Origin of the sequence: Emticicia agri (assembly GCF_004168285.1) — a bacterium.
Classification (GTDB): Bacteria; Bacteroidota; Bacteroidia; order Cytophagales; family Spirosomataceae; genus Emticicia; species Emticicia agri.
Genome location: NZ_SEWF01000016.1, coordinates 23,242 through 47,509 on the forward strand (window position 1 = coordinate 23,242; position 24,268 = coordinate 47,509).

General features: G+C 36.9%; 25 protein-coding genes. 10 read left to right on the forward strand and 15 right to left on the reverse strand.

What is annotated here, in order from left to right; all coding sequences use genetic code 11:
* Positions 1-21: 21 nt before the first annotated feature.
* The 3 genes from EWM59_RS12465 to EWM59_RS12475 all read right to left on the reverse strand — a co-directional run bounded on the left by EWM59_RS12465 (position 22) and on the right by EWM59_RS12475 (position 2,614).
* Entirely contained in the window at positions 22-549 is a 528-nt protein-coding gene (locus EWM59_RS12465) for a ferritin-like domain-containing protein (RefSeq protein ID WP_130021310.1), read from the reverse strand.
* 200 nt (positions 550-749) lie between these two features.
* Complete coding sequence (locus EWM59_RS12470) at positions 750-1,886, reverse strand: DUF4932 domain-containing protein (protein ID WP_130021311.1); 1,137 nt, start codon at positions 1,884-1,886, stop codon at positions 750-752.
* Positions 1,887-2,011: 125 nt separating this feature from the next.
* On the reverse strand, positions 2,012-2,614 hold the full coding sequence (locus tag EWM59_RS12475; RefSeq protein ID WP_130021312.1) for a DinB family protein: 603 nt from the start codon (positions 2,612-2,614) through the stop codon (positions 2,012-2,014).
* Positions 2,615-2,770: 156 nt separating this feature from the next.
* On the opposite strand from EWM59_RS12475, the gene EWM59_RS28390 reads away from it, so the two are divergent.
* From EWM59_RS28390 to EWM59_RS27620, 3 genes are read left to right on the forward strand one after another with little or no spacing between them, the layout of a single operon-like run.
* Positions 2,771-3,034: a hypothetical protein gene (locus tag EWM59_RS28390; RefSeq protein WP_229239348.1), complete on the forward strand. Its 264-nt coding sequence runs from the start codon at positions 2,771-2,773 to the stop codon at positions 3,032-3,034.
* The gene (locus EWM59_RS28395) at positions 3,022-3,288 is read left to right on the forward strand and encodes a hypothetical protein (protein ID WP_229239349.1); all 267 of its coding nucleotides are present in this window, start codon (positions 3,022-3,024) and stop codon (positions 3,286-3,288) included. The genes EWM59_RS28390 and EWM59_RS28395 overlap by 13 nt, the downstream gene beginning before the upstream one ends.
* On the forward strand, positions 3,272-3,436 hold the full coding sequence (locus tag EWM59_RS27620) for a hypothetical protein (RefSeq protein ID WP_165372165.1): 165 nt from the start codon (positions 3,272-3,274) through the stop codon (positions 3,434-3,436). The genes EWM59_RS28395 and EWM59_RS27620 overlap by 17 nt, the downstream gene beginning before the upstream one ends.
* A 154-nt stretch (positions 3,437-3,590) precedes the next feature.
* Here the strand turns inward: EWM59_RS27620 and EWM59_RS12485 are convergent, their stop codons facing one another.
* From EWM59_RS12485 to EWM59_RS12520, 8 genes are all read right to left on the reverse strand, one after another.
* A complete protein-coding gene (locus tag EWM59_RS12485) occupies positions 3,591-4,040 on the reverse strand; it encodes a hypothetical protein (RefSeq protein WP_130021313.1) in 450 nt (149 codons plus the stop codon).
* 533 nt (positions 4,041-4,573) lie between these two features.
* Positions 4,574-4,789 carry a hypothetical protein gene (locus tag EWM59_RS12490; RefSeq protein ID WP_130021314.1) on the reverse strand — a complete coding sequence of 72 codons (216 nt, stop codon included), beginning with the start codon at positions 4,787-4,789 and terminating at the stop codon, positions 4,574-4,576.
* 243 nt (positions 4,790-5,032) lie between these two features.
* Positions 5,033-5,275 (reverse strand): hypothetical protein, encoded by a 243-nt coding sequence (locus tag EWM59_RS12495; protein WP_130021315.1) that lies wholly within the window; start codon positions 5,273-5,275, stop codon positions 5,033-5,035.
* Positions 5,265-5,519 carry a hypothetical protein gene (locus EWM59_RS12500; RefSeq protein ID WP_130021316.1) on the reverse strand — a complete coding sequence of 85 codons (255 nt, stop codon included), beginning with the start codon at positions 5,517-5,519 and terminating at the stop codon, positions 5,265-5,267. Before EWM59_RS12500 ends, EWM59_RS12495 begins: the two co-directional genes overlap by 11 nt.
* 59 nt (positions 5,520-5,578) lie before the next feature.
* Complete coding sequence (locus EWM59_RS12505) at positions 5,579-6,430, reverse strand: isocitrate lyase/PEP mutase family protein (RefSeq protein ID WP_130021317.1); 852 nt, start codon at positions 6,428-6,430, stop codon at positions 5,579-5,581.
* Positions 6,431-6,434: 4 nt separating this feature from the next.
* The gene (locus EWM59_RS12510; RefSeq protein WP_130021318.1) at positions 6,435-6,812 is read right to left on the reverse strand and encodes a nuclear transport factor 2 family protein; all 378 of its coding nucleotides are present in this window, start codon (positions 6,810-6,812) and stop codon (positions 6,435-6,437) included.
* A gap of 83 nt (positions 6,813-6,895) precedes the next feature.
* Complete coding sequence (locus EWM59_RS12515) at positions 6,896-7,345, reverse strand: GNAT family N-acetyltransferase (protein WP_130021319.1); 450 nt, start codon at positions 7,343-7,345, stop codon at positions 6,896-6,898.
* Complete coding sequence (locus EWM59_RS12520) at positions 7,330-8,244, reverse strand: LysR family transcriptional regulator (RefSeq protein ID WP_229239350.1); 915 nt, start codon at positions 8,242-8,244, stop codon at positions 7,330-7,332. Before EWM59_RS12520 ends, EWM59_RS12515 begins: the two co-directional genes overlap by 16 nt.
* A 141-nt stretch (positions 8,245-8,385) precedes the next feature.
* Here EWM59_RS12520 and EWM59_RS12525 point away from each other — a divergent pair, with 141 nt between their 5' ends.
* Complete coding sequence (locus tag EWM59_RS12525; protein ID WP_130021320.1) at positions 8,386-8,778, forward strand: rhodanese-like domain-containing protein; 393 nt, start codon at positions 8,386-8,388, stop codon at positions 8,776-8,778.
* Positions 8,779-8,823: 45 nt separating this feature from the next.
* Here the strand turns inward: EWM59_RS12525 and EWM59_RS12530 are convergent, their stop codons facing one another.
* On the reverse strand, positions 8,824-9,666 hold the full coding sequence (locus EWM59_RS12530; protein WP_130021321.1) for a methyltransferase domain-containing protein: 843 nt from the start codon (positions 9,664-9,666) through the stop codon (positions 8,824-8,826).
* A 191-nt stretch (positions 9,667-9,857) separates the two neighbouring features.
* Positions 9,858-11,948: a helix-hairpin-helix domain-containing protein gene (locus EWM59_RS12535; protein WP_130021322.1), complete on the reverse strand. Its 2,091-nt coding sequence runs from the start codon at positions 11,946-11,948 to the stop codon at positions 9,858-9,860.
* A 185-nt stretch (positions 11,949-12,133) separates the two neighbouring features.
* Here EWM59_RS12535 and EWM59_RS12540 point away from each other — a divergent pair, with 185 nt between their 5' ends.
* Together EWM59_RS12540 and EWM59_RS12545 are read left to right on the forward strand one after the other, a co-directional pair.
* Positions 12,134-13,936 carry an alpha-amylase family glycosyl hydrolase gene (locus tag EWM59_RS12540; protein ID WP_130021323.1) on the forward strand — a complete coding sequence of 601 codons (1,803 nt, stop codon included), beginning with the start codon at positions 12,134-12,136 and terminating at the stop codon, positions 13,934-13,936.
* A gap of 57 nt (positions 13,937-13,993) precedes the next feature.
* Entirely contained in the window at positions 13,994-15,709 is a 1,716-nt protein-coding gene (locus tag EWM59_RS12545) for a hypothetical protein (RefSeq protein ID WP_130021324.1), read from the forward strand.
* A gap of 6 nt (positions 15,710-15,715) precedes the next feature.
* Here the strand turns inward: EWM59_RS12545 and EWM59_RS12550 are convergent, their stop codons facing one another.
* Entirely contained in the window at positions 15,716-18,835 is a 3,120-nt protein-coding gene (locus EWM59_RS12550) for a T9SS type A sorting domain-containing protein (protein WP_130021325.1), read from the reverse strand.
* Between the two features lie 107 nt (positions 18,836-18,942).
* On the opposite strand from EWM59_RS12550, the gene EWM59_RS12555 reads away from it, so the two are divergent.
* From EWM59_RS12555 to EWM59_RS12570, 4 genes are all read left to right on the forward strand, one after another.
* The gene (locus tag EWM59_RS12555) at positions 18,943-19,527 is read left to right on the forward strand and encodes a Crp/Fnr family transcriptional regulator (protein ID WP_130021326.1); all 585 of its coding nucleotides are present in this window, start codon (positions 18,943-18,945) and stop codon (positions 19,525-19,527) included.
* A gap of 63 nt (positions 19,528-19,590) precedes the next feature.
* Positions 19,591-20,112, forward strand: coding sequence for a DinB family protein (locus tag EWM59_RS12560; protein WP_130021327.1), 522 nt, complete (start codon positions 19,591-19,593; stop codon positions 20,110-20,112).
* Between the two features lie 74 nt (positions 20,113-20,186).
* Positions 20,187-20,843 carry a hypothetical protein gene (locus EWM59_RS12565; protein ID WP_130021328.1) on the forward strand — a complete coding sequence of 219 codons (657 nt, stop codon included), beginning with the start codon at positions 20,187-20,189 and terminating at the stop codon, positions 20,841-20,843.
* Between the two features lie 71 nt (positions 20,844-20,914).
* Entirely contained in the window at positions 20,915-21,430 is a 516-nt protein-coding gene (locus EWM59_RS12570) for a DUF4385 domain-containing protein (RefSeq protein WP_130021329.1), read from the forward strand.
* A 67-nt stretch (positions 21,431-21,497) separates the two neighbouring features.
* On the opposite strand, the gene EWM59_RS12575 is transcribed toward EWM59_RS12570, so the two are convergent.
* Entirely contained in the window at positions 21,498-23,969 is a 2,472-nt protein-coding gene (locus tag EWM59_RS12575) for a ribonucleoside-diphosphate reductase subunit alpha (RefSeq protein WP_130021330.1), read from the reverse strand.
* Positions 23,970-24,268: the final 299 nt, after the last annotated feature.

Here is a 24,268-nt window from a genome sequence, read left to right on the forward strand (position 1 = left end):
GATAGCCTATCACTCAGGATTTTAATCCATGAGTGCCTCCATATAGATATAGGCTTCTGCCAGATCATTCAGTTTACGATTGGCCTGTATTTCTTCATCTAATGTCATCTGCAAAAGTTCTGCTGCATTTCCATGTCTCAAAATCTTTGCAATAGTTCTTAGCGTACCATACGAAGCAATTTCATAGTGTTCTACTTTCTGGGATGCAAAAATTAATCCCCAGTCTCGTACAGTACTATACTCTTCTGTCGAATCAATTATTTCATTGCATTCGTTTAACAGGCCTATCATGGCCATACATTTTTTAGTTTTAACAGGCTCACCAATCATTTTAAATACTCTTTCAAGCCTGTTTATATGTGTTTGCGTCTCTGTCAAATGGGTTTCAAAAACTACCTGCAAGTCCTCTGATGTAGCCGACCTGGCTAATTTGGGCAACGATTTCACCAATTTTCTTTCTGCCCAAAGCATATCTCTCAAACCGTTTATAAGTAGTTTTCTTAGTTTAGCCCCATTATGTTTAACATTCTCTGTGATGTGATTTTTCATGGCTAACTTATTTTAAAAGTTAAATGGATTTAATAATCCCATAAAAAATTTATACCAGTAGATAACTATACGAAATTGGGTAATTATTAATATACGCAGAGTTTATTTGCAAGGTTTTCTTTTGGGTAGATGCCATACAGGCTTATGTTTTTCATAAAAGTAGTATTTATTATAAGGTAATTATTTCTGATGGTCTGAGACTATCTGGTCTTTTCAATCTCTTTCATAGCTTCCAGCACCGTTTCGTCATACGATTTATATTGCCCTGCGTCATATTTCCTTAGTTCTATCAGAATAGTTGGAATATATCTGAATTGTCTTTCTTCGACATATTGTTCCAGTAGGTTTTCAGCACCCAATTTATCGCCTAATTTTTCTGCTATAATAATCTCTCCTGCCCTCACAAAATGCTCATATAAACTCGCTCGCCAGGTATTATAACCCTGGTCAGACATCGCTAATCTCATGGGTTCCAACAATAGTTCTGTATCTGTTATTATTTTTTCCGGCAGTTTATCTATACTTGGGTTTACAAACGAATGGCCAAATTCGTGTACACTCAGTTCTCTTAATCGTTGTTTATCTGTGAATCCCATTTTCAACTCATCAGTATTTAAAAACTGCTGAAAATCAATTCCTCCAAATACATTAAAAATATGCGTTTTTCCAGCAGAAGAATACCTTGCTCCAAAACCCATTCCTTTGGGTATAGTAAGGCTCGGCACTAAAGTGTAAGTTTCAAAGCTATTTTTATAAAATTCTTCCATCTTACTGATAAAGTCTGTCTGGGGAAGTCCGCTTCTTACTTCTTCAAGCGCTTTATCGTAATATGCTTTCGAATCAATCAGGTATTGATTGAAATTGATTTGGGTATAAAAAGAATTAAGTCCGCCTAAAAAAATAGTTACATTCTCTTTGGCCTCTTTCAGATTTCTGGTTTTAGAAAAATTGATATAATACGATTCAGCAATGGCATCTGTGAGTCTGGCATTCGGAAAATCTTCTACCTGTACCAACAAGGCAATGATGTAGTCTAACCACAGATGGTCGGCTACTGTAAAGCTATTGAGCAGGCTTTCGTTAGCCGCAAACTTTTTATATTTTTCATAAATAAAGTATCCGTAGTTATGCCAGTCTTTTTTAGGTATTTTTTTGCTGTCTATAGTAATTGTTTTAGTCTCAATATCTACTCCCTCAAAACCAATAAAGTAGGCTAAACCCAAGAGTTCAACATTTTTATTGATAGCAATGGTAAGTTTTTTGTTGGGTGGGGCGTTGTAGGCAAATGAATGACTAACCCAGAAAGTGCAAAGTATGGATACAATAGCTTTTTTCATTAGTATATTTTGTTAGTAACCGGATATTTGCCAAATCTATACAATTTGTTCTGATAATACAGATGCCTTTATCGTACGCTATAAATAACTCAGGTAAAAAAGTTATCAGTCAGGAAAACAGCCTGTTATTTCGGAAAACCCGGATTGTTTTTTATTTTCTGAATCTGACGAAGATGCCTGTCTGTATGCCCGAAATGAACAACCATCAAGGCATGAATACTTCTTCTTTTCTCATCTCCCCAACGAAAAGTATAATGCGCTTTCAGGTCATAAGTAGTGCCCTTTACAAACTGAATGATATTTTCCCGGCCAAAAAGAAAAAATTTGAGGTTATCTTCTCCTTTCATCAAGCCCAAAGGTTCAGCATTTCTTTCAGCCTTATGCGGATTAGGATCTCCCATCCAACTTAAATAGACACTATCAGGTTTAGCAGTAGCATTGAGTTCAGGTTCGGGCTTAGAACTAAGCATAATGTCAGCCTCTTGTTCAAATATCCTTTCATACAAACCTAAATGCTCTAATACCTGTCCGATAGACCATTTATCGGGTGTTTCTTTAAACGCCCACTGAGCCAATGTCAGATTTTTCGTTTCTGCAATTATTTCTGTTTTGGTACGCTCTAAATTATCAAGCAGATACTTCCGGTCCTGCTCTGTCCAGAGTCTGGTCGTTTGTGCATAGGAAGTAGTATATAACAGAAAAAATAAAATAGATAAAACTTTATTCATGCTGGTGTTTATAGTTAAAGGTTTTAAGTTATTGAAAGTTAATCGGTATTTGGTAAAATTAATATTGACACCACCTAATTATTCGAGTAAATTCTAAATAAGTGATTATGTTAGATAATTTTTCTAAATTTATGGTATATATCATCATTATTTTAAATGAAAGGAATAGATATCGAAATAGATAAACTAACCAACTCTATTGAAAATACTATATCAGGTGAAGTATTCGCTACTTTAATTTTATCATTCAAAAAAAGAGAAAAAGGGTTTTCAGCAAATAAATGGGTATTTAACTGGAATAAGGAGTTAGCATTTTCAGAAAGAGAAATATATAAGTTAGTTACAGAAGAAAATCCAGGAGTCATTCATGGACTAATTTCGATAGAAAAAAGAGCGATCATGTTTTTATGCACCTTATAGAAAATTCCTTCTTTAATAAGGGTGCTGAAAAATTATATGCAGGAGTAGCTGGAAATTTAATTGCCTTTGCTTGTAAAAAATCACTTGAATTGGGATTCGAAGGCATTGTTTCATTTATTTCGAAAACGAGATTAATTCACTATTATGAAAAAACATTAGGTGCAAAACAATTTAAGGGAAATTATATGTTTATAGATACCCCAGAGGCAGTTACTTTAATTAAAAAATACTTTAAAGATGAAAACAAAAATTAATTTTAAAATTTTAGACCATTCAGATATAGAATTTAGTGGCACTGTACCTTTAGAAGAAGAACAAAAAGCATTTAGTATTTTTTTGGCCAAACGAAAAAAATCTAAATCAAAGGGTTTATCTATAAATACTGTAAGACAAAATCCCTAATTCGTAATTTTACTTATATTGGTATTTATCGGTAAAAATTACTTATTAGTCTATCTTAACGTTTAGTTTATTTTTCAAGTGGACAACAGACTTATTTTGATAATTTCTATCAAAAATACTATTTGCAACTTCTTCTTCATGCTTAAAGTCACTTTTACCTCGCCCGCATGGCATCAGTATCTGTAAATACATACTCTACGCCTCCACAACTTCTGTTAAGCATACTATTTTGGTATCTCGAATAGGCTTTAGGGTTAAAAAAACTCCGGGCGTCCTGCTGACAGTTAATTTCTCCGTTCAATATTTCACATTGCTTTACATCAATAATTTTTTTGCCATTGCCTAAGATAACCACCACAGAATCGCCATCTTGCGGAAAACTCCCTAAAGGCATTTCATCAGTCCAGAAACTAAAATCAATGGTATTCTGATCTTTTACTTCTACCATTTTTATTTTTCCGCCAGAGCGGCTTCCCCATCCAAATTGCACAGGCTCACTTGATTTGTTGGTGAAACTCACATAATATAAACACGTTTTAGGACCTATACAGGCGTTTAAAAGAAAAGCACTACTTGCTAATAAAATTACAGCCTTGGTTTTCATATAAGCACTTCTTTAAGTATTTTCTACTATTAGTTATTAAACTATATCTGATACAGTTTGTTTCATAAAACTGATAATCCCGCTATGAAACTTCAGAATAAAATCCTGCAAAATCATACCCGCCAAAATACAGTTAGAAAAAAGCCCATTTTGTAGCAGAATATCAACAGATAAAATAATGATGAGGAAGAATAAACACACGTATAATAGTAGCTCTTCGGAAGCATTGTGTTTTTGGAAAACAAGCGCTATTTAATAGTTTTTTTGTGTAAAAACAATTAATTAAACGTTCAGAAGTAGTTTTGGTATAGTTTTTTATAGATTATTAATAAGGCTATTTGTTTGTTCAAAATGCCTTGTGATAAATCTGATAAAAAACAAAAACGCGATAAAGCTTATCACACAATTAAACAAATAAAGTCATGGAACCAGTTAATATCGAACATAGATTCTATATTTTAAAAACCGACCAATTCGTATTTTATTATTCAATTATGGCAAGTGCTGAATCGCGTTTTTGCTGGTATCAGTTACTAAAGCCTGTTGTCTGAACGGGCTCCGGTTGTTTTGGCATTCGTATCTGATTTTAACCCTCTTGTGCGTGTTACACTACCGGGATTATTAATAGTTGCCTCTGAGCTTCTGTTACCTGCATACTCTTTCCCTTGTGTTCCCGAGAAATCATCATTTGTGGCATTAGAATACACATCCTTGGTATTCTTCTTTGTTTTTTTGTGTGTAGTTTCCATAATTTTAATCAATTGTGTTGATAAATCATTTTTCTGCCAGTAATAGCAAAAACTCTATGCCAACTGTAGAAACCAACCATTGATAAACAAGAATTTTCAGTTATGCACTCACACCAAGAGAAAATTCGTCAAGAAGAAAATAATCATTCCGCCAAAAATCAATGTATCCTTAAACCTTAGCTTTTTACCAAATATTTCAGGCGGATTTTTTGCTTCTCTGAAATAAGGTGAGCAAAGGCTACCTCATACAGCACAAAAAAACCAGGAGAGTTTGAGTCTTTTTTGCCTCCGGTAATAGATTTCATAATCAATATATTCTTTTCCGTCTTTAGAAATACCTATGATGTCAGCGCTTGAACCTAATCTTATTTTATTATTTTCTTCGGTAAGTGAACGAAAATGTGTTCTTATAATAACCGTATCTCCGCTTCTTACTTCATCAATAAACTCCTGCATTTTAAAAGCCGCATGCTCATCAATTTCCACTTCTTTCTGACCCTCTGATTTTAAATGCTACATAATATCTTTTAGACCTGCCCGACGATGTAATTTGCAGTTCAGGTGCTTTTTCAACAACTGCTTTATATCTCATTAAGGCATTCTTAGCCGTTTCTGTAGTTGAAAAATAATTATCAAAAAGATAGAGACTCAATAGAGAGAAAACAGCAAGCAGGAAAGTATATCCATCAAACTTCTGTTTTATAGAGATAGGGTCATCTTCTTCAGCCATAGTCTTTTAGCAGTGGTAGTAAAATTTAGCTCAAACAATTTCTAAATCAATTGTTCTGTTTACTTTTCCTTATTCACCAATCCCTTCACATAATCGCTGGTTACATCATTGGTAATAATCTCGGTAAGCCCCTCATAGTTTTTCAATTTCAAAGCCATGTCTTTCATGGTTTTAAGGGCTAATTTCAGGTAATTCGGGCCTAAACTTACTCTGGCAACTCCTATTTCTTCAAGTGTTTTCAATGATGGAATACCGGGGAATGTCAGCACATTAATCGGGAAATCTATAGCTGCTACCAGTTGCTTTAAATCTTCTTCTTTTTTCATCAGAATCGGATAAAAACACCCTGCACCTGCTTCTTTATAGGCTAAACCTCTCTTGATTATTTCTTCAAGTTTTGCCTCTTCCCCAGGAAATAAATTACCATGAATCAGTACATCTGTACGGGCATTGATAAAAAGCGGAATGTCTCTTTCCTGTGCAACTTCCCGAATGATGCTGATTCTATGGCATTGCTCTTCAATAGAATAAATACTATGGGTATCAGTATTGGTATCTTCAATGTTAATGCCCACAATTCCGGTGTCTAAAAGTAGTGCTATATGCTCACGCAATTGTGCGTCTGTAGCAGCGTAAGCACTTTCAATATCAGCCGTTACCGGAACTTCTACACTATTAGCAATTTGTTTCAGCCGGATTAATACATCACTAAAAGGTAATTGTTCACCATCATTATATCCGTTTGCGTATGCCACCGAAGCACTGGCCGTAGCTATGGCCGAAAATTCCAGACTTTCTAAGAGAAGTGCCCCTAATGAATCCCAGATATTGGGTAAAATCAACAATTTTCCTGTATGGTGTAAAGCATAGAGTTTTAGTGCTTTTTCTTTTTGTGTAGGCTTTGTTGTCATGGTATTAGCTAATATCGGTAATGGCTATAATTTTTGCCTCTGCAAACTTAAAAACAGACTTTCCTTTCAGGTCGAGTACATCGCCTTTTTTCAAAACATCAGACAAATCAATGGCTAAAACAGCATGGTAGTCAATTTCTATTTCCGTCTGATTTGCCTCATGTTGGAAATTTTTGATAGTCTGTTTTCGGGAAGAGAAAAAGGCTTTAGCGTTTTCAGCTTGCTGTCTGAAAGCAGATAAGCTTTTAATGCTAAGGTTCACTTCTCCGCCTGAGATATTTTCAAACTGAACATTTTCATCTAAATTTTTCAACATTCCGTCAACATCAAAGTTGTTATAAGATTCAATGTAGTGTTGTATGAGTTGTTCTCTTTGCTGCATTTTGTTGTTTTGCAATTATTTATAGCTTTTCGCAAGTATTGCTTAAAGATAGAAAATTTTGATTTAGACCAAGCTTAATTTCTTCATATATCCCATAAAAACCTCATCTTATTCTTCCTGACTCCACCCATACGCTCATAAAACTTTATCGCTCTCAAATTAAAATCAGGCGTTTGCCATTGGATATTCACACAGTTGTTTTGTTGGGCAATTGCTTTGAGTTTTTGCATGATTTCCTCGCCAATGCCCAAGCCTCTGCATTCGGGTTCCAAGTACAAACAATCAAGATATAGAAACATACCTGCATCCCAGGTTGAATAATCGAAAGTGTAAGAGGCATAGCCTGCTAATTGCTGATTTTTTTCCACTACCCAACAAAATAGCTTTGGGTTTTCAGTGAAGAGTGCCTTGGCTAATAGTTTTTCCTTGTTGATTGGGTTGAAACTTGCCTGTTCAAATTCAGCATGTTTGCGGCACAATTCTACTAAGGCAGACAAGTCTTGAGCTTGAATAACTCTTATCTGGTATTCCATTGGAGGCTAATTTCAGTCTGCAAAAACTCTATAAAATGATGAAAGTATTGCGGATAGGTTCTGTTATTCATAATAGCTACATAATGTTTTCGTTTTAAGCCATTCTTCCCGATTTTAATTGCTTTCAGGCTTGTATCTTTCAGGTATGGCTTCAATGCCCAATTAGCCATTGACATAATACCCATATCTGCCTTTACCATTTCTATTGAGGCTTCTGTCAATGGCAGAGGGGTAATTTTCTTCGGGCTCAAATTAGCAGGTGCCAGCAAGAATTGATGCACTGTGACGGTTTCCAATGGTAATGAATGTATAAGCAAATGCTCGTTTGTAAAGTCTTCGGCCACTACGAATTTCTTATTTGCCCAAGCATGGTTTTCAGAGACCACCATCATCATTTCGTCCTGAAAAAGCTCCAGGTATTTAATCGTATTATCTTTTAGAGGGTCGCTCACAATGGCAATATCAAGTGCATTAGCTAATAGTTTTTGCAGTGGATAATGTGTGGCCTCCATTACAATCTTCAAATCGATGTTTGGATAAAGTTTCTGGAATTGTTTCATTACCGAGGGCAACCAATGGTAACCCGAATAGCATTCGGTACTGATTCTGATTTCACCGATTTCGCCATATACCAGTTGCTTGATTTCTTTTTCAGTATCCGACAGTTTATCAATGATCTCTTTGGCAGTCTGGTAGAGCTTTTCTCCTGCTTGCGTAAGAATCAGTTTTTTGTTGGTACGCAAAAAAATCTTTGTCCCCAACTGATATTCAGCTTCTTTGAGCTGGTGGCTCAATGCCGACTGGGTTAAATGCAGTTTATCGATAGCCCTGGTAATGCTACCCTCTTCTACAATTGCCTTAATGAGCCTTAAATGTCTGATTTCCATAACCTGATTCATGAATAGAAAGCAAATTAACAAAATTTAGACATCAGATTTATATGAAAAGAATTGATGAAACGTATCAATTCTTTTCATTTTTCTTGCTTTCGGTTGCCTTGTAGTTTTGCACAGTCAATCACAAAAACAAAACATAATAATATGAATGCACAAATCAAACATTACGAAGATAAACTGGCTTATGAAATGGATCCATCAGATTTATTCGATGCCTTAAATAAAGGAGAAAAAATAGTAGCCCTTGATACCCGAAAACCGTTTGGCTATGAAGTAGAACATATCCCGACAGCTATTAATATTCCCCATCGGGAAATGAATGAGATCACCACCCAACACCTTGACCGAGACGTTATTTATGTGACCTATTGCGACGGTATCGGCTGCAATGCATCTACCAAAGGAGCATTGAATATGGCTCGTTTAGGCTTTAATGTAAGGGAACTCATGGGCGGCCTTGAATGGTGGAAATTTGATGGTTATGCTACTGAAGGGACTAAAGCTGTAATGGGGGAAAATATTGAATGTGCTTGTTGATGAGTGTAGCTGCACACTTTTATCTGGTGTGCAGCTACGAATCTCTCATTTCGTGTGTCCAACCAATACCTGCAAATTAATGCTTATTGTATCCATTTGCCTGATGTTTTCCGCTGTCAGTTGATTTCCCCAGGCTAAGGGTGACATTTGCCATACCTCTGCTTTTTCCTCATCAGTCAGACATTTTTTGTCAGAGACCTGTATTTGCTTACAAAGTTGCATTTGTTCTAAAAAAAGGCTGGTGACTTTTGCATTAGAATAGGGACTTTTATTCAGAAGCAGACGCAACTCTTCTAAATAAGTAACATCAGGGATGGTTTTTATAGCTATCCCATCGGGTTTCAAAACCCGTTTAAACTCCTGATAATTGGCAGGTGAAAGGGTATTGAGAATTACATCTACCGAGTGATCTTTAAAAGGCAGATGAGCCAAATCACCTACTAACCAGGTTGTCTTACTATAGTGTTTACTTGCCCATTGAATGCCCTCTTTGGTGATGTCAATTCCAAAGCTATTTACCTGCCTTTTATCCCACCTCAGCGAAAGTAGTGTATTAGAAAACAAGGTTCCATCTCCGCAGCCTATATCAAGGATAGTTAAGGAAGTTTTGCGTTCTGACTCTGCCATTAATAGCCTTACAAGCACTGATTCCAGGGCCTGAAAAAAGCCATTTTCTATCAGATGGCTACGTGCCTGAAACAGATTTTTATGATAATGACTCTTAACTGCCTTATGAAAAAGGTTAATATAATTATGGCGGGCAATATCAAATTTATGGTTGTTTATGCATACCAGTTGTATAGCATGGTTCTCAAAATCCTTGTTACAAATGGGGCATTGCAACAAAGTCGTGTTGTTTTCGACAACACCCGAAATATATTGATTCATTGTTTTTCTTCAAATAAAAAATCAGACAATAGAAAAAGAGCGTTCGCTTATAAGCGAGCGTGAGAAGCTTGAAGAAGCCTGACTCTTACGAGTAGATTTGAAGAAGACTGGTGGACATATTCCGCCTTAATGAAATGTTTATGAGTAATTTTATGCAAATTAAGTAAAATTCTTTTACCACACAGCAAATATTAAAACTTATACCTCACCTGTAAATTAATATCCGATTTATGATTGCCCTCTATAAGGTCGTTTCCACTACCAATGCTGTTCTGATTTTTTAGTTGAGTGCGGGCATAGCGTATCCATAAATCCAAGTGTTGGTTAACCGCATACCTGCCAATCAGATAAACCCTTGTACCTCTACCAGAATAGGCAGGAAAAGAAACGGCATACAATACTGTATTCTCAAAGGCATAAATCCTTGAATCATAATCGTCAGTAGAAAAATAAGCGATTCTACCTTTTAAGTATAATCTCTTAACAGAACCTTCTATATCCTGCATAATGGCATATCCTACCGATTTAGTTCGCCCTTCATATTGGAAAGTATTCACCTGCACCCGGCTTTGTAATTGAAGATTATGACTAACCCTATAATCAAAATTAGTTAGTACATTTTCCCTGACTATAGTTACTACAATATCAGTAGGGGTAGTATTATTGGGCAAGTTTTTGCCTTTGTGTTCAGCATGGTATTGTGCATATAACAAAGCTCTGCTATTAATCTGATAAGAAGCTCTTAACAGATAATCATATCCACGGGAAGGGGCATCAACCAGATATTTCAACCAGGGGAACCGGAATCTATCATAGAATCCGCTGAAAGTAAGGTTCTTTTTAGGCGAATATTTTAAGCCCCAGTATACTCCTTGTTCGTTAATATTCCGGCTACCTTCAGCGAGGGCGTTGCTGTAAAAACTATGAAAATTTTTGTCGTAGTATCTCAGGTGCATTGCCCATTCTACCTGTTTGCTCAGAGCAGCCACCCAGCCACCTGTCAATCCTACCCCACCGCTACTGCTTCGGGCGGCTTCGCCGAAAAAATTGAAGTTTTGCCAGGTATAGCTAAAATTGGTACTTGCTACTGTATGCTGCTTACCTGTAAATTCAAATTTATTGTAGAGCCTTGGCCGGCGCATCAGTATTGCATCAAACTGGGTATGCAGCAGGGTAGCTCCTATATAGCCATTTCTGAATCGAAAAGTGGCATTTGCGCCTGTATTCTGCTCGGTCAGTTGATTTTTTCGGGCTAATTCGGTTTCTGTTCTATGGTAGCCCGATGTAAGAATAGAACTGAAATATTCTTCTCTTTCTCCATCTGTTTCATCAATACTGGCGTCTCGTTTGGTAAATGAATAAAAGGCTGTTACATCAACCTGCCCGATTTGATAAGTGGCAGCGGCACCTCTGAAATAGCCTCCCTCTAATAACGAACCATAAGGGCGGATACCCATGTTGCTACGCCTGATGGTTGTTACGGCCTCACTGCCTTTACCTAAAAAGAATCCTGCACCCAATACCAGCCCTTGTCCGAACTGTACCTGATAATCGCCTAATACAAGGTTTTTCAGACGACCTTTGTTTTTTAGTTGTACATGAAAACTGTAAAAATCAAGGTAATTTTTTTCGCCTGCATCTTTTTCAGCGGTCAATCCTATCTGAAAATCTCTGGGGCTACTTAACCGATAACGCATATATAATTGTTGTGGCGAACCGGGGTATTTATCTTCTATAAAGCCTTTACTTTTTTCTAAGGTCTGGCTACTACGCAAAATCAGGTAATGGTCGGTAGCCTTGTTTAAATCAGGTGTTAAAGCGCTTGTAGTGAATTTTTGTCTGACCTCTACAAAAGGCAGTAATTGCTGAATGGTATTCAAATCAAAACCTGTTATGGCCTGCAATTCATAAATACTCAATAAATCGCCGTATTGTGTACGGTGTGCAATCAGGTTTTTGATTTGTATAACTGATAAAACGTATAAAGAAGAAAGTTCTTCGTAAGTAGCTGTATTTAAATCAATTGGATTCTGATAGAGTTGAAACAGGCTTTCGTATAGGTCTTCATAATTAATATTTTCCTGCTGCAAAGGAAAAATCCTTTGTACAAACGCATCCAGATTAATTTCGGGTCTTGGGCGGGTTTGGGCATGTGTGAGATACGTTAGAAAAAACAGGCTTATTACCAACAATAATTTCCTCCTGATACACCCGTACAGGATAAATAAAGAAAGATTAAAATCAGTAGTAAAAACAGGTTCTTTTTTTGCCAATTCTGACATTGGAATTCCTTGATTTGAATACGTATTTTCTATATAGTGGGGAATTTTACTACAGCCAAAATTAAAGAATTATTAAAGAATAGCAATTACTAAAAGGTAGAATGTAGATTTTTTTTCCCAGCAATCGGCTTTTGTTAATGGCATAGATTTTTAATCTATAGCTAGACACAAACATCTGCTATAATATGAGAAATGTAGAAAATCAGACCGAAATTTACATTAATGGAATGGGAGCTACCCCCCACGAACACGGAGTTTTTTTCAGAGTATGGGCACCACATGCAGACTATGTATCGGTAGTTGGTGATTTTAATGAATGGAACGAGGGAGCAAACCCGCTGATTGCCGGAGAAGGTGGCTGCTGGGGAGTAAATGTAGAAAATGCAAAAGAAGGAGACCAATACAAATTTTTTATTAAAAATGGCGAATTAAATCTTTACAAAAATGACCCTTACGCCCGACAGGTAACTAATTCGGTAGGGAATTCGGTTGTATATAATCCGAAAGCCTATGACTGGGAAGATGTTGCTTTTCAGATGCCGTCGTGGAATGAAATTGTTATCTACGAACTCCATATTGGTACTTTTAATCGTAGCAACCCCAAGAAAGTAGGTACTTTTCATGATGCAATCAAGAAATTGCCTTACCTGAAAGGGCTGGGTATCAATGCGGTCGAAATAATGCCTCCTTTCGAGTTTGCCGGAGACGTTTCGTGGGGTTATAACCCTGCGCATCCTTATGCCATTGAAACCGAATACGGCGGACCAAGGGCTTTCAAAGACTTTATCAAAGAAGCACATAAATTAGGTATAGCAGTCATACTCGACGTAGTTTATAACCACTTTGGCCCATCTGATTTGGATTTGTGGCAATTTGACGGCTGGAACGAAAACGGCAAAGGCGGTATTTATTTTTATAATGACTGGCGTTCGACAACTCCGTGGGGAGATACACGCCCGGACTACGAACGCCCTGAGGTAGGACGTTATATCAAAGATAATGCTATTATGTGGCTGGAAGATTACAAAGTAGATGGACTGCGTATGGATATGGTACCTTATATAAGAAATGTACATGCCGATGGTAATCCTTCCAACGATTTGCAGGAGGGTTTGAATATGATACGCTGGATTAATAGTGAAGTCAGAGAGAGATTCCCGAATGCGTTGGTTGTAGCAGAAGATATGCACGGACAGCATTTTATTACTGACCAGGTACAGACAGGTGGTTTAGGTTATGGCTCACAGTGGGATGCTGACTTTGTACACCCACTGCGTAATGTATTGACACAAGCCTCTGACGAATATGTGGACATGAATTTAGTGGCATCTGCCCTATTGAGAAGATATAGCGATGATGCCATGCGACGGGTGATATTCACAGAATCACATGATGAAGTAGCTAACGGCAAAGCCAGAGTAGCAGAAGAAGTAGAGCCGGGTAATGCTACCGGTTGGTATGCACGCAAAAAAGCTACCTTGGGCGCTGTAATGGTATTGACTTCGCCGGGAATACCTATGATTTTTCAAGGGCAAACCATTCAGCAGGATAGCTGGTTTCAGGATACTGAGCCTTTAGACTGGGGACGTTTGAAGAAATTGTCGGGTATCTCTGATATGTATAAAGATATGATTCATCTACGCAGAAATCTTACAGGTGTTTCAGCCGGATTAATGGGGCAGCATACTGAAATTCTGGCATTAGACCACGATAAAAAACTGATTGCTTTCCAGAGATGGCATCAGGGTGGTAGCAGAGATACAACGGTTGTAGTGATGAATTTCTCGCATGAGACTATTTTAAATTATCCTATCAAGTTCCCATCTGAAGGAAAATGGCTGGTACGCTTTAACGGAGATTCTCAATCATACGAACCAGACTTTACACATACAGAATGTACCGAAGTTGATGTAACTGCTGACAATGATACGCTTATGGGCGAAATATGTGTAGGTCCTTATAGCGCTCTTGTACTTTCACAAGACTAAGAAATCTGGTGCCATACCAATAGTGTATGGCACATTTCTATAAATTTCACAACCACTATGAAAATCAGACACCGATGGCAGAAAATTACAATTGGAATCATAAGTAGCATTTTAATTCTGCTGATTATTTTGACCATCGTTGGCTTTTTCTTTCTTAAACCCATAGTAACCAGTCGTATCGAAAAGGGGGTATCGAAAGCCACTAACAGTTTATACCGTATTTCATTTTCAGATATTACCTATAATCCCACTTTAGGCAATATTGTTATTTCTGACGTAGATTTCTTGCCCGATACGCTTATCTACAACAGGCTACACGCCATCAAAAAAGCTCCTGACGATTTACTGAAGATTCATGTGCCCACAGTAAAACTCACAGGTGTTTATCCACTATCGGTCATTTTTACTAAAATCTTAGATATGGGGATGGTAAACATTGATAAACCCACGATTACTGTTTTGCATAAAAGCCAGCCTTATAACAAGTCCATTGATTCTGTTGAAAGAAAAACCCCTTATCAATTGATTTCAAAGTTTGTCAAGTCATTAAAAATTGATCGGGTTTTGTTAAATGATGTTGACTTTACTTACGAAAATCAGGAGTTTAAGAAACCCAAAACAAATGTCATTAAGAATGTCTATGTCGAAATTACCAATATTGTATTAGATTCATTATCTGATAAATCGACACAGAAAATCTATTATGCCGACGATTATACTTTCATCATTAAAGACATTACACTGCCTGATAAAAATCAGTTGAATGATAATCTTTTCAGAAATGTCGTTTTTTCATTGAGAAACAGGCAGCTAAAAGTAGATGAATACCATTTGAAGCCAAGAGCAGATAACATGACTTTTGGTAAAATATCAGGCGGACGAGATCGTGCAGAAGTCCTATTCCAGAATATTATCATAAAAGGTATTCAACCGGAAATGCTATTTCCTGACAATAAATTGTATGCGCCTCAGATGAGTATTAAAGGAGGATTCGTAAGGGTATTTAATGATAAAAGGTATCCAAGAAAAAAACGGAACAAAGTAGGTGAATATCCTCACCAAATGTTAAAAAAGCTGGATATTAAGCTAAAAATTGACACTGTTCAGATAAGCGATGTAAAAGTTACTTATTCTGAGTTTGACCCTGAAGCCAGACTCACAGGCTATATCAGTTTTGAAAGAATAAAAGGCACAATATACAATGCCACCAATGATACCCTTCCGCTTCTGAAAAACCCTGTCTGTAGCGCAGATTTTCATACGTATTTTATGAATAAAGGAAGCCTTGATGTGCATTTTACTTTTAATACACCTTCTGAAAAGGGAGATTTTACTGTTCAAGGACAATTAGGCTATTTTGAAGGTACTTCCATTAATAAGATTACAATTGCTCTGGCTAAAGTAAGTATCCAGTCTCTTCAGATAAGTAAATATGTGTTTAAGCTAAAAGGTGATGACAATCGGGTAACAGGTACAGGTACCTTGTATTATGATAACCTGAAAGCCACTCTTCTGAAAGTACAGGACGACCAGTTGGAAGAGAAAAAAGGAGAACCCAGAAAGCGGTTATTAGGCATATTCAAGCGAAAACCTCTGCCTACTTTTATAATCAATAATCTGATACTAAAAGACTCTAACCCACGTAAGAGTGGCAAACTCGTCACAGGAAATGTGAATCTTACCCGTGACCCTACTAAATCATTCTGGGGAGTTGTCTGGAATGGTTTAGGCCAGTCTCTCTTTCAATGCGTTACAGGTACTGTAAAAGATTAGCAGGGGTTAGAATTTTACAATTTTCTTGGTAAAAACTCCTTTTTCATTAAAGATTCTAAGCAGATATATCCCCTGTTGTAAGCTACTTATATCAAGCGTTGTGGTAGCATTTGTTGTCTTAGTATTTAAAACTTGTTTACCATCCAATTGAAACAATTGTATATCCGAAAAGCTTGCGGCTTCAATAGTTAAAACGCCTTGTGTGGGATTTGGGTAGATGTTAATTTTTTCAGGTTCTGGTTCACTCTGCATTTTTAACTTGTCTTGAGGCGTTGCTTCGTCTGAACTCTGATTAATTCTCCATATTTGTGTTCCGTAGGTATAGGTTGAGGCCACAACATATATATTATTTTTAAAATTGAAGATACTAAACGGTTCTATTCCCTCTCTTCCTTTTACGATTTCAGGCAGATACTCAATAGAATCTTTAGTCAGGCAAACCAGTTCTTGTCCTTTCTGAAATTCATAATAAGAAAGATAGAAAGAAGTAGGTGTTTTAACTATGGTATTAGTTTTATAATACTGGTTGTTCAGTTTATACTTTTCTTCGAAAACTGAATCATGTCTTACCAAGACATAAACATTATTGTAGTCAGATATTTTCGTGACTATTATTATATCTCCTACAATTGAAACTTTCTGGTTTATCCCATCAGGTAGCATTATAAAGCGTTCATGTATGGCGCTCCACGCCCGCATTTTAGCACCTCTTTTATCTCTTATAAATATTAGTTCTTCATCTACAAGTTCAATAGATATATCATCTTCTTCCTTTATAATTTCTTTCAGTATGCCGGTTTTGAAATTGTAAAACCATAACTTCGATACTATCGAATTGTTATTATTAGTAATGATAAAAACGCCGTTCTTTACTATTTGCAAGCTTCGTATTTTATCTCCGACAAAAACATCCTGTTTGTTGAAATCTTTATTAAATATATACAGATTGGTGTTATTAAAAAAAATCAGTTTTTCATACTGATAACTAATATTCCCCAGGAAAAAATCATACTCCTGCTTAATTATATCTGTATCTCCTGAATCTAAATCAGCTATTACCCAACCCATCTTATTGGAGATAAATAGGAATTTATTATCAATAAAAAAGCTGTTAATATCTTTATATAAAATTCTGATATGCATTAAACTATCAATATATCTGATTTCTCTGTAGGTATCTTCTACAGTATGCAGATAGTATAATTTATTGGCGTAGGTATATAAATTCCTGACAGTTCCATTTCCCTTGAGCTTAACTGTTATATCTTCTAATTTACCATTGTTTAAGACATAAAACGAGGTGTACTCACCAAGGTCATTATGGTTGGTAACATAAATACCTGAAGTAGTAGCAAACACCTGGCATCTTGCCAGAGCAGATACATCAATTATCTTCAGTTCTTCGGTTTCTATATTAATTACCACTAGCTTCTGTACTATACTATTTTTTATTTTATCCTTCGAATCAATCCGATATATTACCAGTTTGTCGTTGCCAGCAGGGTTTATCAAGTAATAATTAATACTTTCCAAGTGTATCAGTTGCTTTGATCCTTCTATTGTTCCATTGGTTTTAAAGATTCTAATTTCTTTACTATCATATACAGAAAAAATAAGTGAGCGCAATAATCTCTTTTCAATACACAGTCCGGTATTATATATATCGTTGTTTTCATACTCAAAAATCAGATTAGTCTTTAAGCCATCACTTTCCCATACCTGATTTGCTTTTTTTGTCTTATTATATGTCCAGAAAAGTAGCTGATTATTGAGTGTATCCTGATAATAGAATTGTGTAATCAGGGGGTTATTCAAAGTTTGTGTTTGAAGCAGGGGTGTTTTCTTATATTGATTAATAAGATAAAGGTTATCGGAAAGTTCAAAGGTCTCCGTTTTTGTTTGAACCTGAACACGTGAATAGGAATCATTGGTAGAAGAAAAGTTCACACAGCCATATAATTGATTCTTACTGAAATCGTACAAACAATTGTAATTCCATCCATCCAATTCATAGACATCACCATTTCGGGGAGTTATTTTAACATCCCAAATAAATTTAGACACAAGGTTCTCACTATATTTATGGGTATTTTCTTTAATGTTGTACTTATGTATCCGAAAATCATGAGTCCCTCCTTCTGCTCCATACACAGTAGTAAAAACAAGGTTATCATTATAAAGAACCGGGTTTTGTACCTGACCAAAATAGTAAGAGAATGTAGTAGTAATAGTACTATTGGGTATGTTTACTATTTCTATCAAAGTATTGCTTTTACTAACCTTATAAATCTGAAGATGCCCTTGAAGATATTTTATTAAATGCAGTGATTGGGCAGTGTCATTAACGAATATCCCGAAACCATCTGAATGGTCAGTCCAATCATACAATTGGTTTTTCTCAGGATTTTGCAGGTCTGAAATGAGAATTTTCTTTTCGCCCTGATCCCGACCATACAAATAATAATAAAAGTGCTCCTGATATTTGATAGGCCCAGAAAAGTAAGGTTTATCTTTCAGAAGTCCTGTTACGGTTTTTACTTTACCATCATATACTTTCAATTGTGCGTATTTAGGGGTATTGTATGAGAGATAATGAATTTTATCATCAAAAATAGTGTAATACCAGGCACTATTCTCCCATATTTTCACCTCATCTGCTTCATTCAACAACGCAAATTTTACTTCTTCGTAGAATTGTTTCCCATGTAAAACAATTAATAATTTATCCTGAACAATATGCATTGCTTTGAGCGAATCTGACTCAAATATCTTCTTTGTATTTTCTACGGTACCGTCAGTTTTCCATACTTCTCTTTTTAATTCATTATTCACCAAAAAGTAGAGTTGATTATCATAAGAAACAAAATTACTGAACGAGTAATTAGGTTTCTCCGTATCCTTTATTAAAATGGTACCTTTCTGCGTTCCATCGAATACCCAAAGAGCAGACGAATTGTATTCAGGTCTATAGGCAAGAAACACCACTTTGTCATTTACCTGCCCGCAATACTGAAAACTGCTGGGGGTTAGCATTTTCTCATTCGGAAAATCAGTAATTTGCTGCTGCGCAAAAATTGTTTGTACAGTCAGGCAATTGTAAAAGAAAAGAAGAAAGTACCTTAGCATGGAAATTCATTTTCTTTTATGACTGAAAATCCTGCACTTAGGTTGGATATACCTTTGGTAGATTAAGACCAGATAGTTAGTTTTAAAGGTTTAAACCTTATTAACCATTGGAAAAACTCAAACAACAAATCCAGATACTTTTTGCCATAAGCAGCGAGGAAGCCGAGATTTTTCTATCTGAATTCAAGAGAAAAGAATTACAGAAAAACGAAGTTTTTATCGCTGAGGGAGAAATATGCCATGTAGTAGGCCTGATAGAAAAAGGATTGATGGTATGCGTTTATAACAAAGACGGCGAAGAGATAATAGATGAGTTTGGTTTTGAAAATGGCTTTATCACCAACTACTATAGTTTCCTGACACAATCACCCTCACAAAAGGAAATCCGGACGCTTGAACCGTGTATTGTACATACTATTACCAGACAAAGTTTAGAGAAATTAGGGAATCAATATCCATTCATTGAACGAATGAGCCGGATGATGAATGAGAAGTTATTCCTGCGGGCACATGACAGGATTCAATCTTTATTGCTTGAATCTGCACAAGAACGTTATGAAAAAATGCTTGCCCAACGACCAGACCTCGCTCAACGTATTCCACAATATATGCTTGCTTCTTATTTGCACGTAAAACCCGAAACCATCAGCCGAATCAGAAGGAAGATTAGTAAACACACTTTATTGACCTAAGTCAATGCAAACGCCTCGTTTGAGTGAGTAAGTTTGTGTAAAAGCACATAAAACCTAAAACAAATGAATCAGATTGAATTATTGGTAAAGCAAACCAGAGGAGCTTATGATTGGGCAAATAAATTAATTTATACGATACCTGATGAACAATGGGATATTATTCCCGAAGTAGTGGAATCAAGCATAACCTGGCAGATAGGGCATCTGGTTATCAGTTATTATTACCATACCATTATGGTAACAGTCGGTCATCAGATGGATATATTGCAGCAAATCCCTATGAAGGACTATTCTCAGCTTTTTCATAATACCTCAGCACATGTTTCCACTGGCAAAACAAAGCCGGACGATTTAAAACAGCATCTGGAATTGATAGCGCAAAAATCAGTCAGCATTATTCAATCATTGACTCCCGATGAACTCGAAAAACCTTTAGTACCTACACCCATGCCCCACCCTATTGCCAGAACCAGATTTGAAGCCATTGACTGGAACATTAAGCATACCATGTGGCATTGTGGGCAATTAGGAATTCTGAAACGGATTGTGCACGAGCGGTATGATTTTGGGTTGAGAAAGGCATAGGCTATACAAAAAACTCAATAGTAAATATAACCCAAGCAATTATTCAATTATATTGTGCTAAAATAATCTGTGGCATGTATAGAATATTTATTTTGTTGAGTTTCATTATTATTTGCTGGTCTTGTTATAAAAAAGAAAAGACTGCTGAGTCTGTGGCTAATAAGCTACAGGAATCTAAAGAGAAGAAAAAAACTTCTAAGAATCTGTTTTCTTCAATTGATTCTTCTCAACTAGCCTCATATATTCCTAAAGGATATGTATTGCTTGATTCGGCTTTGGGGGATTTAAATCGTGACCCGTATATAGATATAGTACTGGTTCTTAAACAGCCAAATGAAGAAGAAACTTCTGATATAATAGAACATCCTACGCCAAGACCTCTGTTATTATTGCTTGGTCAAGCCGATAATTCCTATAAGGTTGTTACCCGCAATGACAAGGCCGTTTTATGTTTCAGTTGTGGTGGAATGATGAGTGACCCTTTCGTACGAGTTGTGATAAAGAAAGGATATTTTTCTATTGAACATTATGGCGGAAGTGCCTGGAGATGGGGAGTAACTACTACTTTCAAATATAATCCTCTACTTAGCGACTGGTATTTATATAAACAAGGCTATGAAAGCTTTCATGCATCTGACCCGGAAAAGATAAAAACAACCATTGAAACAGAGAAAGATTTTGGCAAAATCGCTTTTTCTACCTATGATTCTGACAAGTTTTCTGAGAAATAAGGCACCTGATTCTAAAGGCTAAAACATTCAAACTTATTCATGGTTATCATAGTTGAGTAAATTCTCAGACTATGAATAAATTCAACTACAACTTAGATTTTAAAAAAACTGATTTCAGAAAAAACCCGGAACTCTATCGGATTGGTGTAGGTGAGCAGGGAGTTTTGCTGGTAGAGCCGTATAAGTCTGAAATACTGCCCTTATGGCGATTTAAAACAGTAGAAGTGGCCAAGGAATCAAGCAAGGCTATTTATAAGCTATTTGAAGAATACCTGAAAGAAAAAGATTTTGTAGGAGCAGATATGGCTCGCAAATACCTGCAAATGGGTTTTACCCGTGCCCGTCGCTATGCCAATCATGCCAGCGGACAAAAATATGCTCAGGAAACGCCAAGAGAAGAAGCGGTCGAATATCCGTATTCAAGTGGCAGCAAGTTTAAGGATAACCCCATACTGCCCCAGGAAAAAGACGCTCTAACCAACGAAAAAGCACAGGCCGCACAGGTATTTAAAGAACTCTGGTTTAAGGCCAAAGATAATGCAGAGTATAAGGCTTTGAAGAAGTGGTTTCGGGAGAGGTATTATTAATAGCAAAAACCACCCTTTTGGGGTGGTTTTTTCGTGAAAGATTAAGAAAGAAAGAAAGTCGGAATCCCTATGAGCCACACATCTCGCAACCTTCAGGGTCGTCGAGTGAGCATTGCATGGCAGCGTATTGATACTCTTCATCACTATTAAAAGTTGCGGCAGATGCTACTTTTGCCGTTTGTTCTTCGGCATATTTAGCATAATCTAATGGTTTTTCTTCTACGGTTGTAACGGCCGGTACTACCTCTGCAATCGCTTGTCTGTCTACTGTAAATTTCACAGCATCAGTAGCGGCTTTGGTGCGTAGGTAATACATACCGGTTTTCAAACCTGCTTTCCATGCGTAGAAGTGCATAGAAGTAAGTTTACCGAAGTTAGCATTTTCCATGAAGATATTTAAAGACTGACTCTGGCAGATGTAAGCGCCACGGTCAGCAGCCATATCAATAATAGTTTTTTGCTTGATTTCCCAGGCAGTTTTGTAAATATCTTTCAAATTCTGCGGGATTTCAGGAATAGCCTGTACCGAGCCATTGGCAGCAATCAACTTGTTTTTCATGGTATCGTTCCAAAGACCAATTTTTACCAAGTCTTTTAACAAATGTTTGTTTACTACCACAAACTCACCCGACAATACACGGCGGGTATAGATGTTTGAAGTATAAGGCTCAAAACATTCGTTGTTGCCCAATATCTGGCTGGTTGATGCCGTTGGCATCGGAGCCACCAAAAGCGAGTTACGCACACCATTCTGCTGCACTTTCTCGCGAAGTTCTTCCCAGTTCCAACGACCTGAGTCAGGTGAAACACCCCACATGTCGAACTGGAAGATACCTTTTGAGATAGGAGAACCCTCCCATGTAGCATAAGGTCCTTCTTTCACTGCCAACTCCATCGATGCTTCCATAGCAGCATAGTAGATAGTCTCAAAAATATCTTTATTCAATCGACGGGCTTCGTCAGACTCAAAAGGCATTCTTAACACAATCAGCGCATCAGCTAATCCTTGTACACCCAAACCAATCGGACGGTGACGAAGATTGCTTTTTTCTGCTTCCGGAACAGGATAGTAGTTGACATCAATTACTTTATTGAGGTTACGGGTAATTACCTTCGTAACTTCGTATAATTTCTGATGGTCAAATTTCAAAAAGCCCGATTTAGCATCTTTTACAATGTATTTTGGTAATGCAATAGATGCCAGGTTACAAACAGCTACTTCGTCTGGTGCTGTGTACTCAATAATTTCAGTACATAGATTTGACGACTTGATTGTACCTAAGTTCTTTTGATTTGATTTCTGATTAGCCGCATCTTTGTAGAGCATGTATGGTGTACCTGTTTCTACCTGCGACTCCATGATGGCAAACCACAAGTCCTGAGCTTTAATGGTTTTACGAGCTTTACCTTCGGTCTCGTATTTTTGATATAATCTTTCAAATTCTTCTCCGTAACATTCTGACAGACCCGGCGCTTCGTTAGGGCAGAACAACGACCATGTATCGTTGGCCTCAACGCGTTTCATAAATAAGTCAGAAATCCAGAGAGCGTAGAACAAATCGCGAGCACGTAGTTCTTCCTTTCCATGATTTTTCTTTAACTCTAAAAACTCAAAAATATCGGCATGCCACGGTTCAATGTAGATAGCAAATGAACCTTTGCGTTTGCCACCGCCTTGGTCAACATAACGGGCAGTATCATTGAAAACTCGCAACATAGGCACAATACCATTAGATGTGCCGTTAGTACCTTTAATGTAAGAACCTGTTGCACGAACATTATGGATTGCCAGACCGATTCCACCAGCCGATTGTGAAATCTGAGCAGTTTGGCGAAGCGTATCATAAATACCCGTAATGCTGTCATCTTTCATCGTCAATAAGAAACACGACGAAAGTTGAGGTTTAGGTGTACCTGCATTAAATAATGTAGGCGTGGCATGTGTAAACCAACGTTCAGAAAGCAATTCGTAAGTCTCAAGCACGCGGTCAATATCATCGCCATGAATACCCACAGCCACACGCATCAACATGTGTTGCGGACGTTCAACGATTTTGCCATTGAGCTTAAGTAAATACGATTTTTCAAGGGTTTTGTAACCAAAATAGTCATAACCAAAGTCTCTGTCGTAAATAATAGCAGAATCAAGCGTGGCTGCGTGTTTCTGAATTACTTTCCATGTTTCTTTGGCAATTAATGACGCATTTTGAGCTGTTTTAGGGTCAACATACTGATACAGCATTTTCATTGTCCCTGAAAAAGACTTCAAAGTGTTTTTGTGGAGATTAGAAATAGCAATCCGGGCAGCTAAAATAGCATAATCAGGGTGCTTGGTGGTCATCGAAGCGGCGGTTTCCGCAGCAAGGTTATCTAATTCTGAGGTACTAACTCCATCATAAATACCTGCTACAACTTTCATGGCTACTTCAACGGGTTGGACAAATGCCGGCTCAAGGCCATAGCATAAACGCTCAATACGAGCAGTAATTTTGTCGAACTTCACCGACTCGCGGCGTCCGTCTCGTTTGATTACATACATAAGGCAGTCAGTAAGGGGTTTGGATTCGAAAAAATATTTTTTAGACCACGCACGTATGGTCTGTACTTAGTTTCAATATACAGCAACATAAAATTATTTATAGTTATGGTGACCGCCAGTCACTTTTTGGGTTTAATTTTTTGGGTTGTAAAGCAGTCAGAACTCGTCTTTCAGGTTTTCACAAAGACCTGAATACATGGTTTGGTATTCAAGACAGTTGTGTAAAATTAACAAAATCTTAAGGGTTGAAAAAACCGTACTTCTATACCATTTTAGCAACAGTAAAAAAGTCTAATATT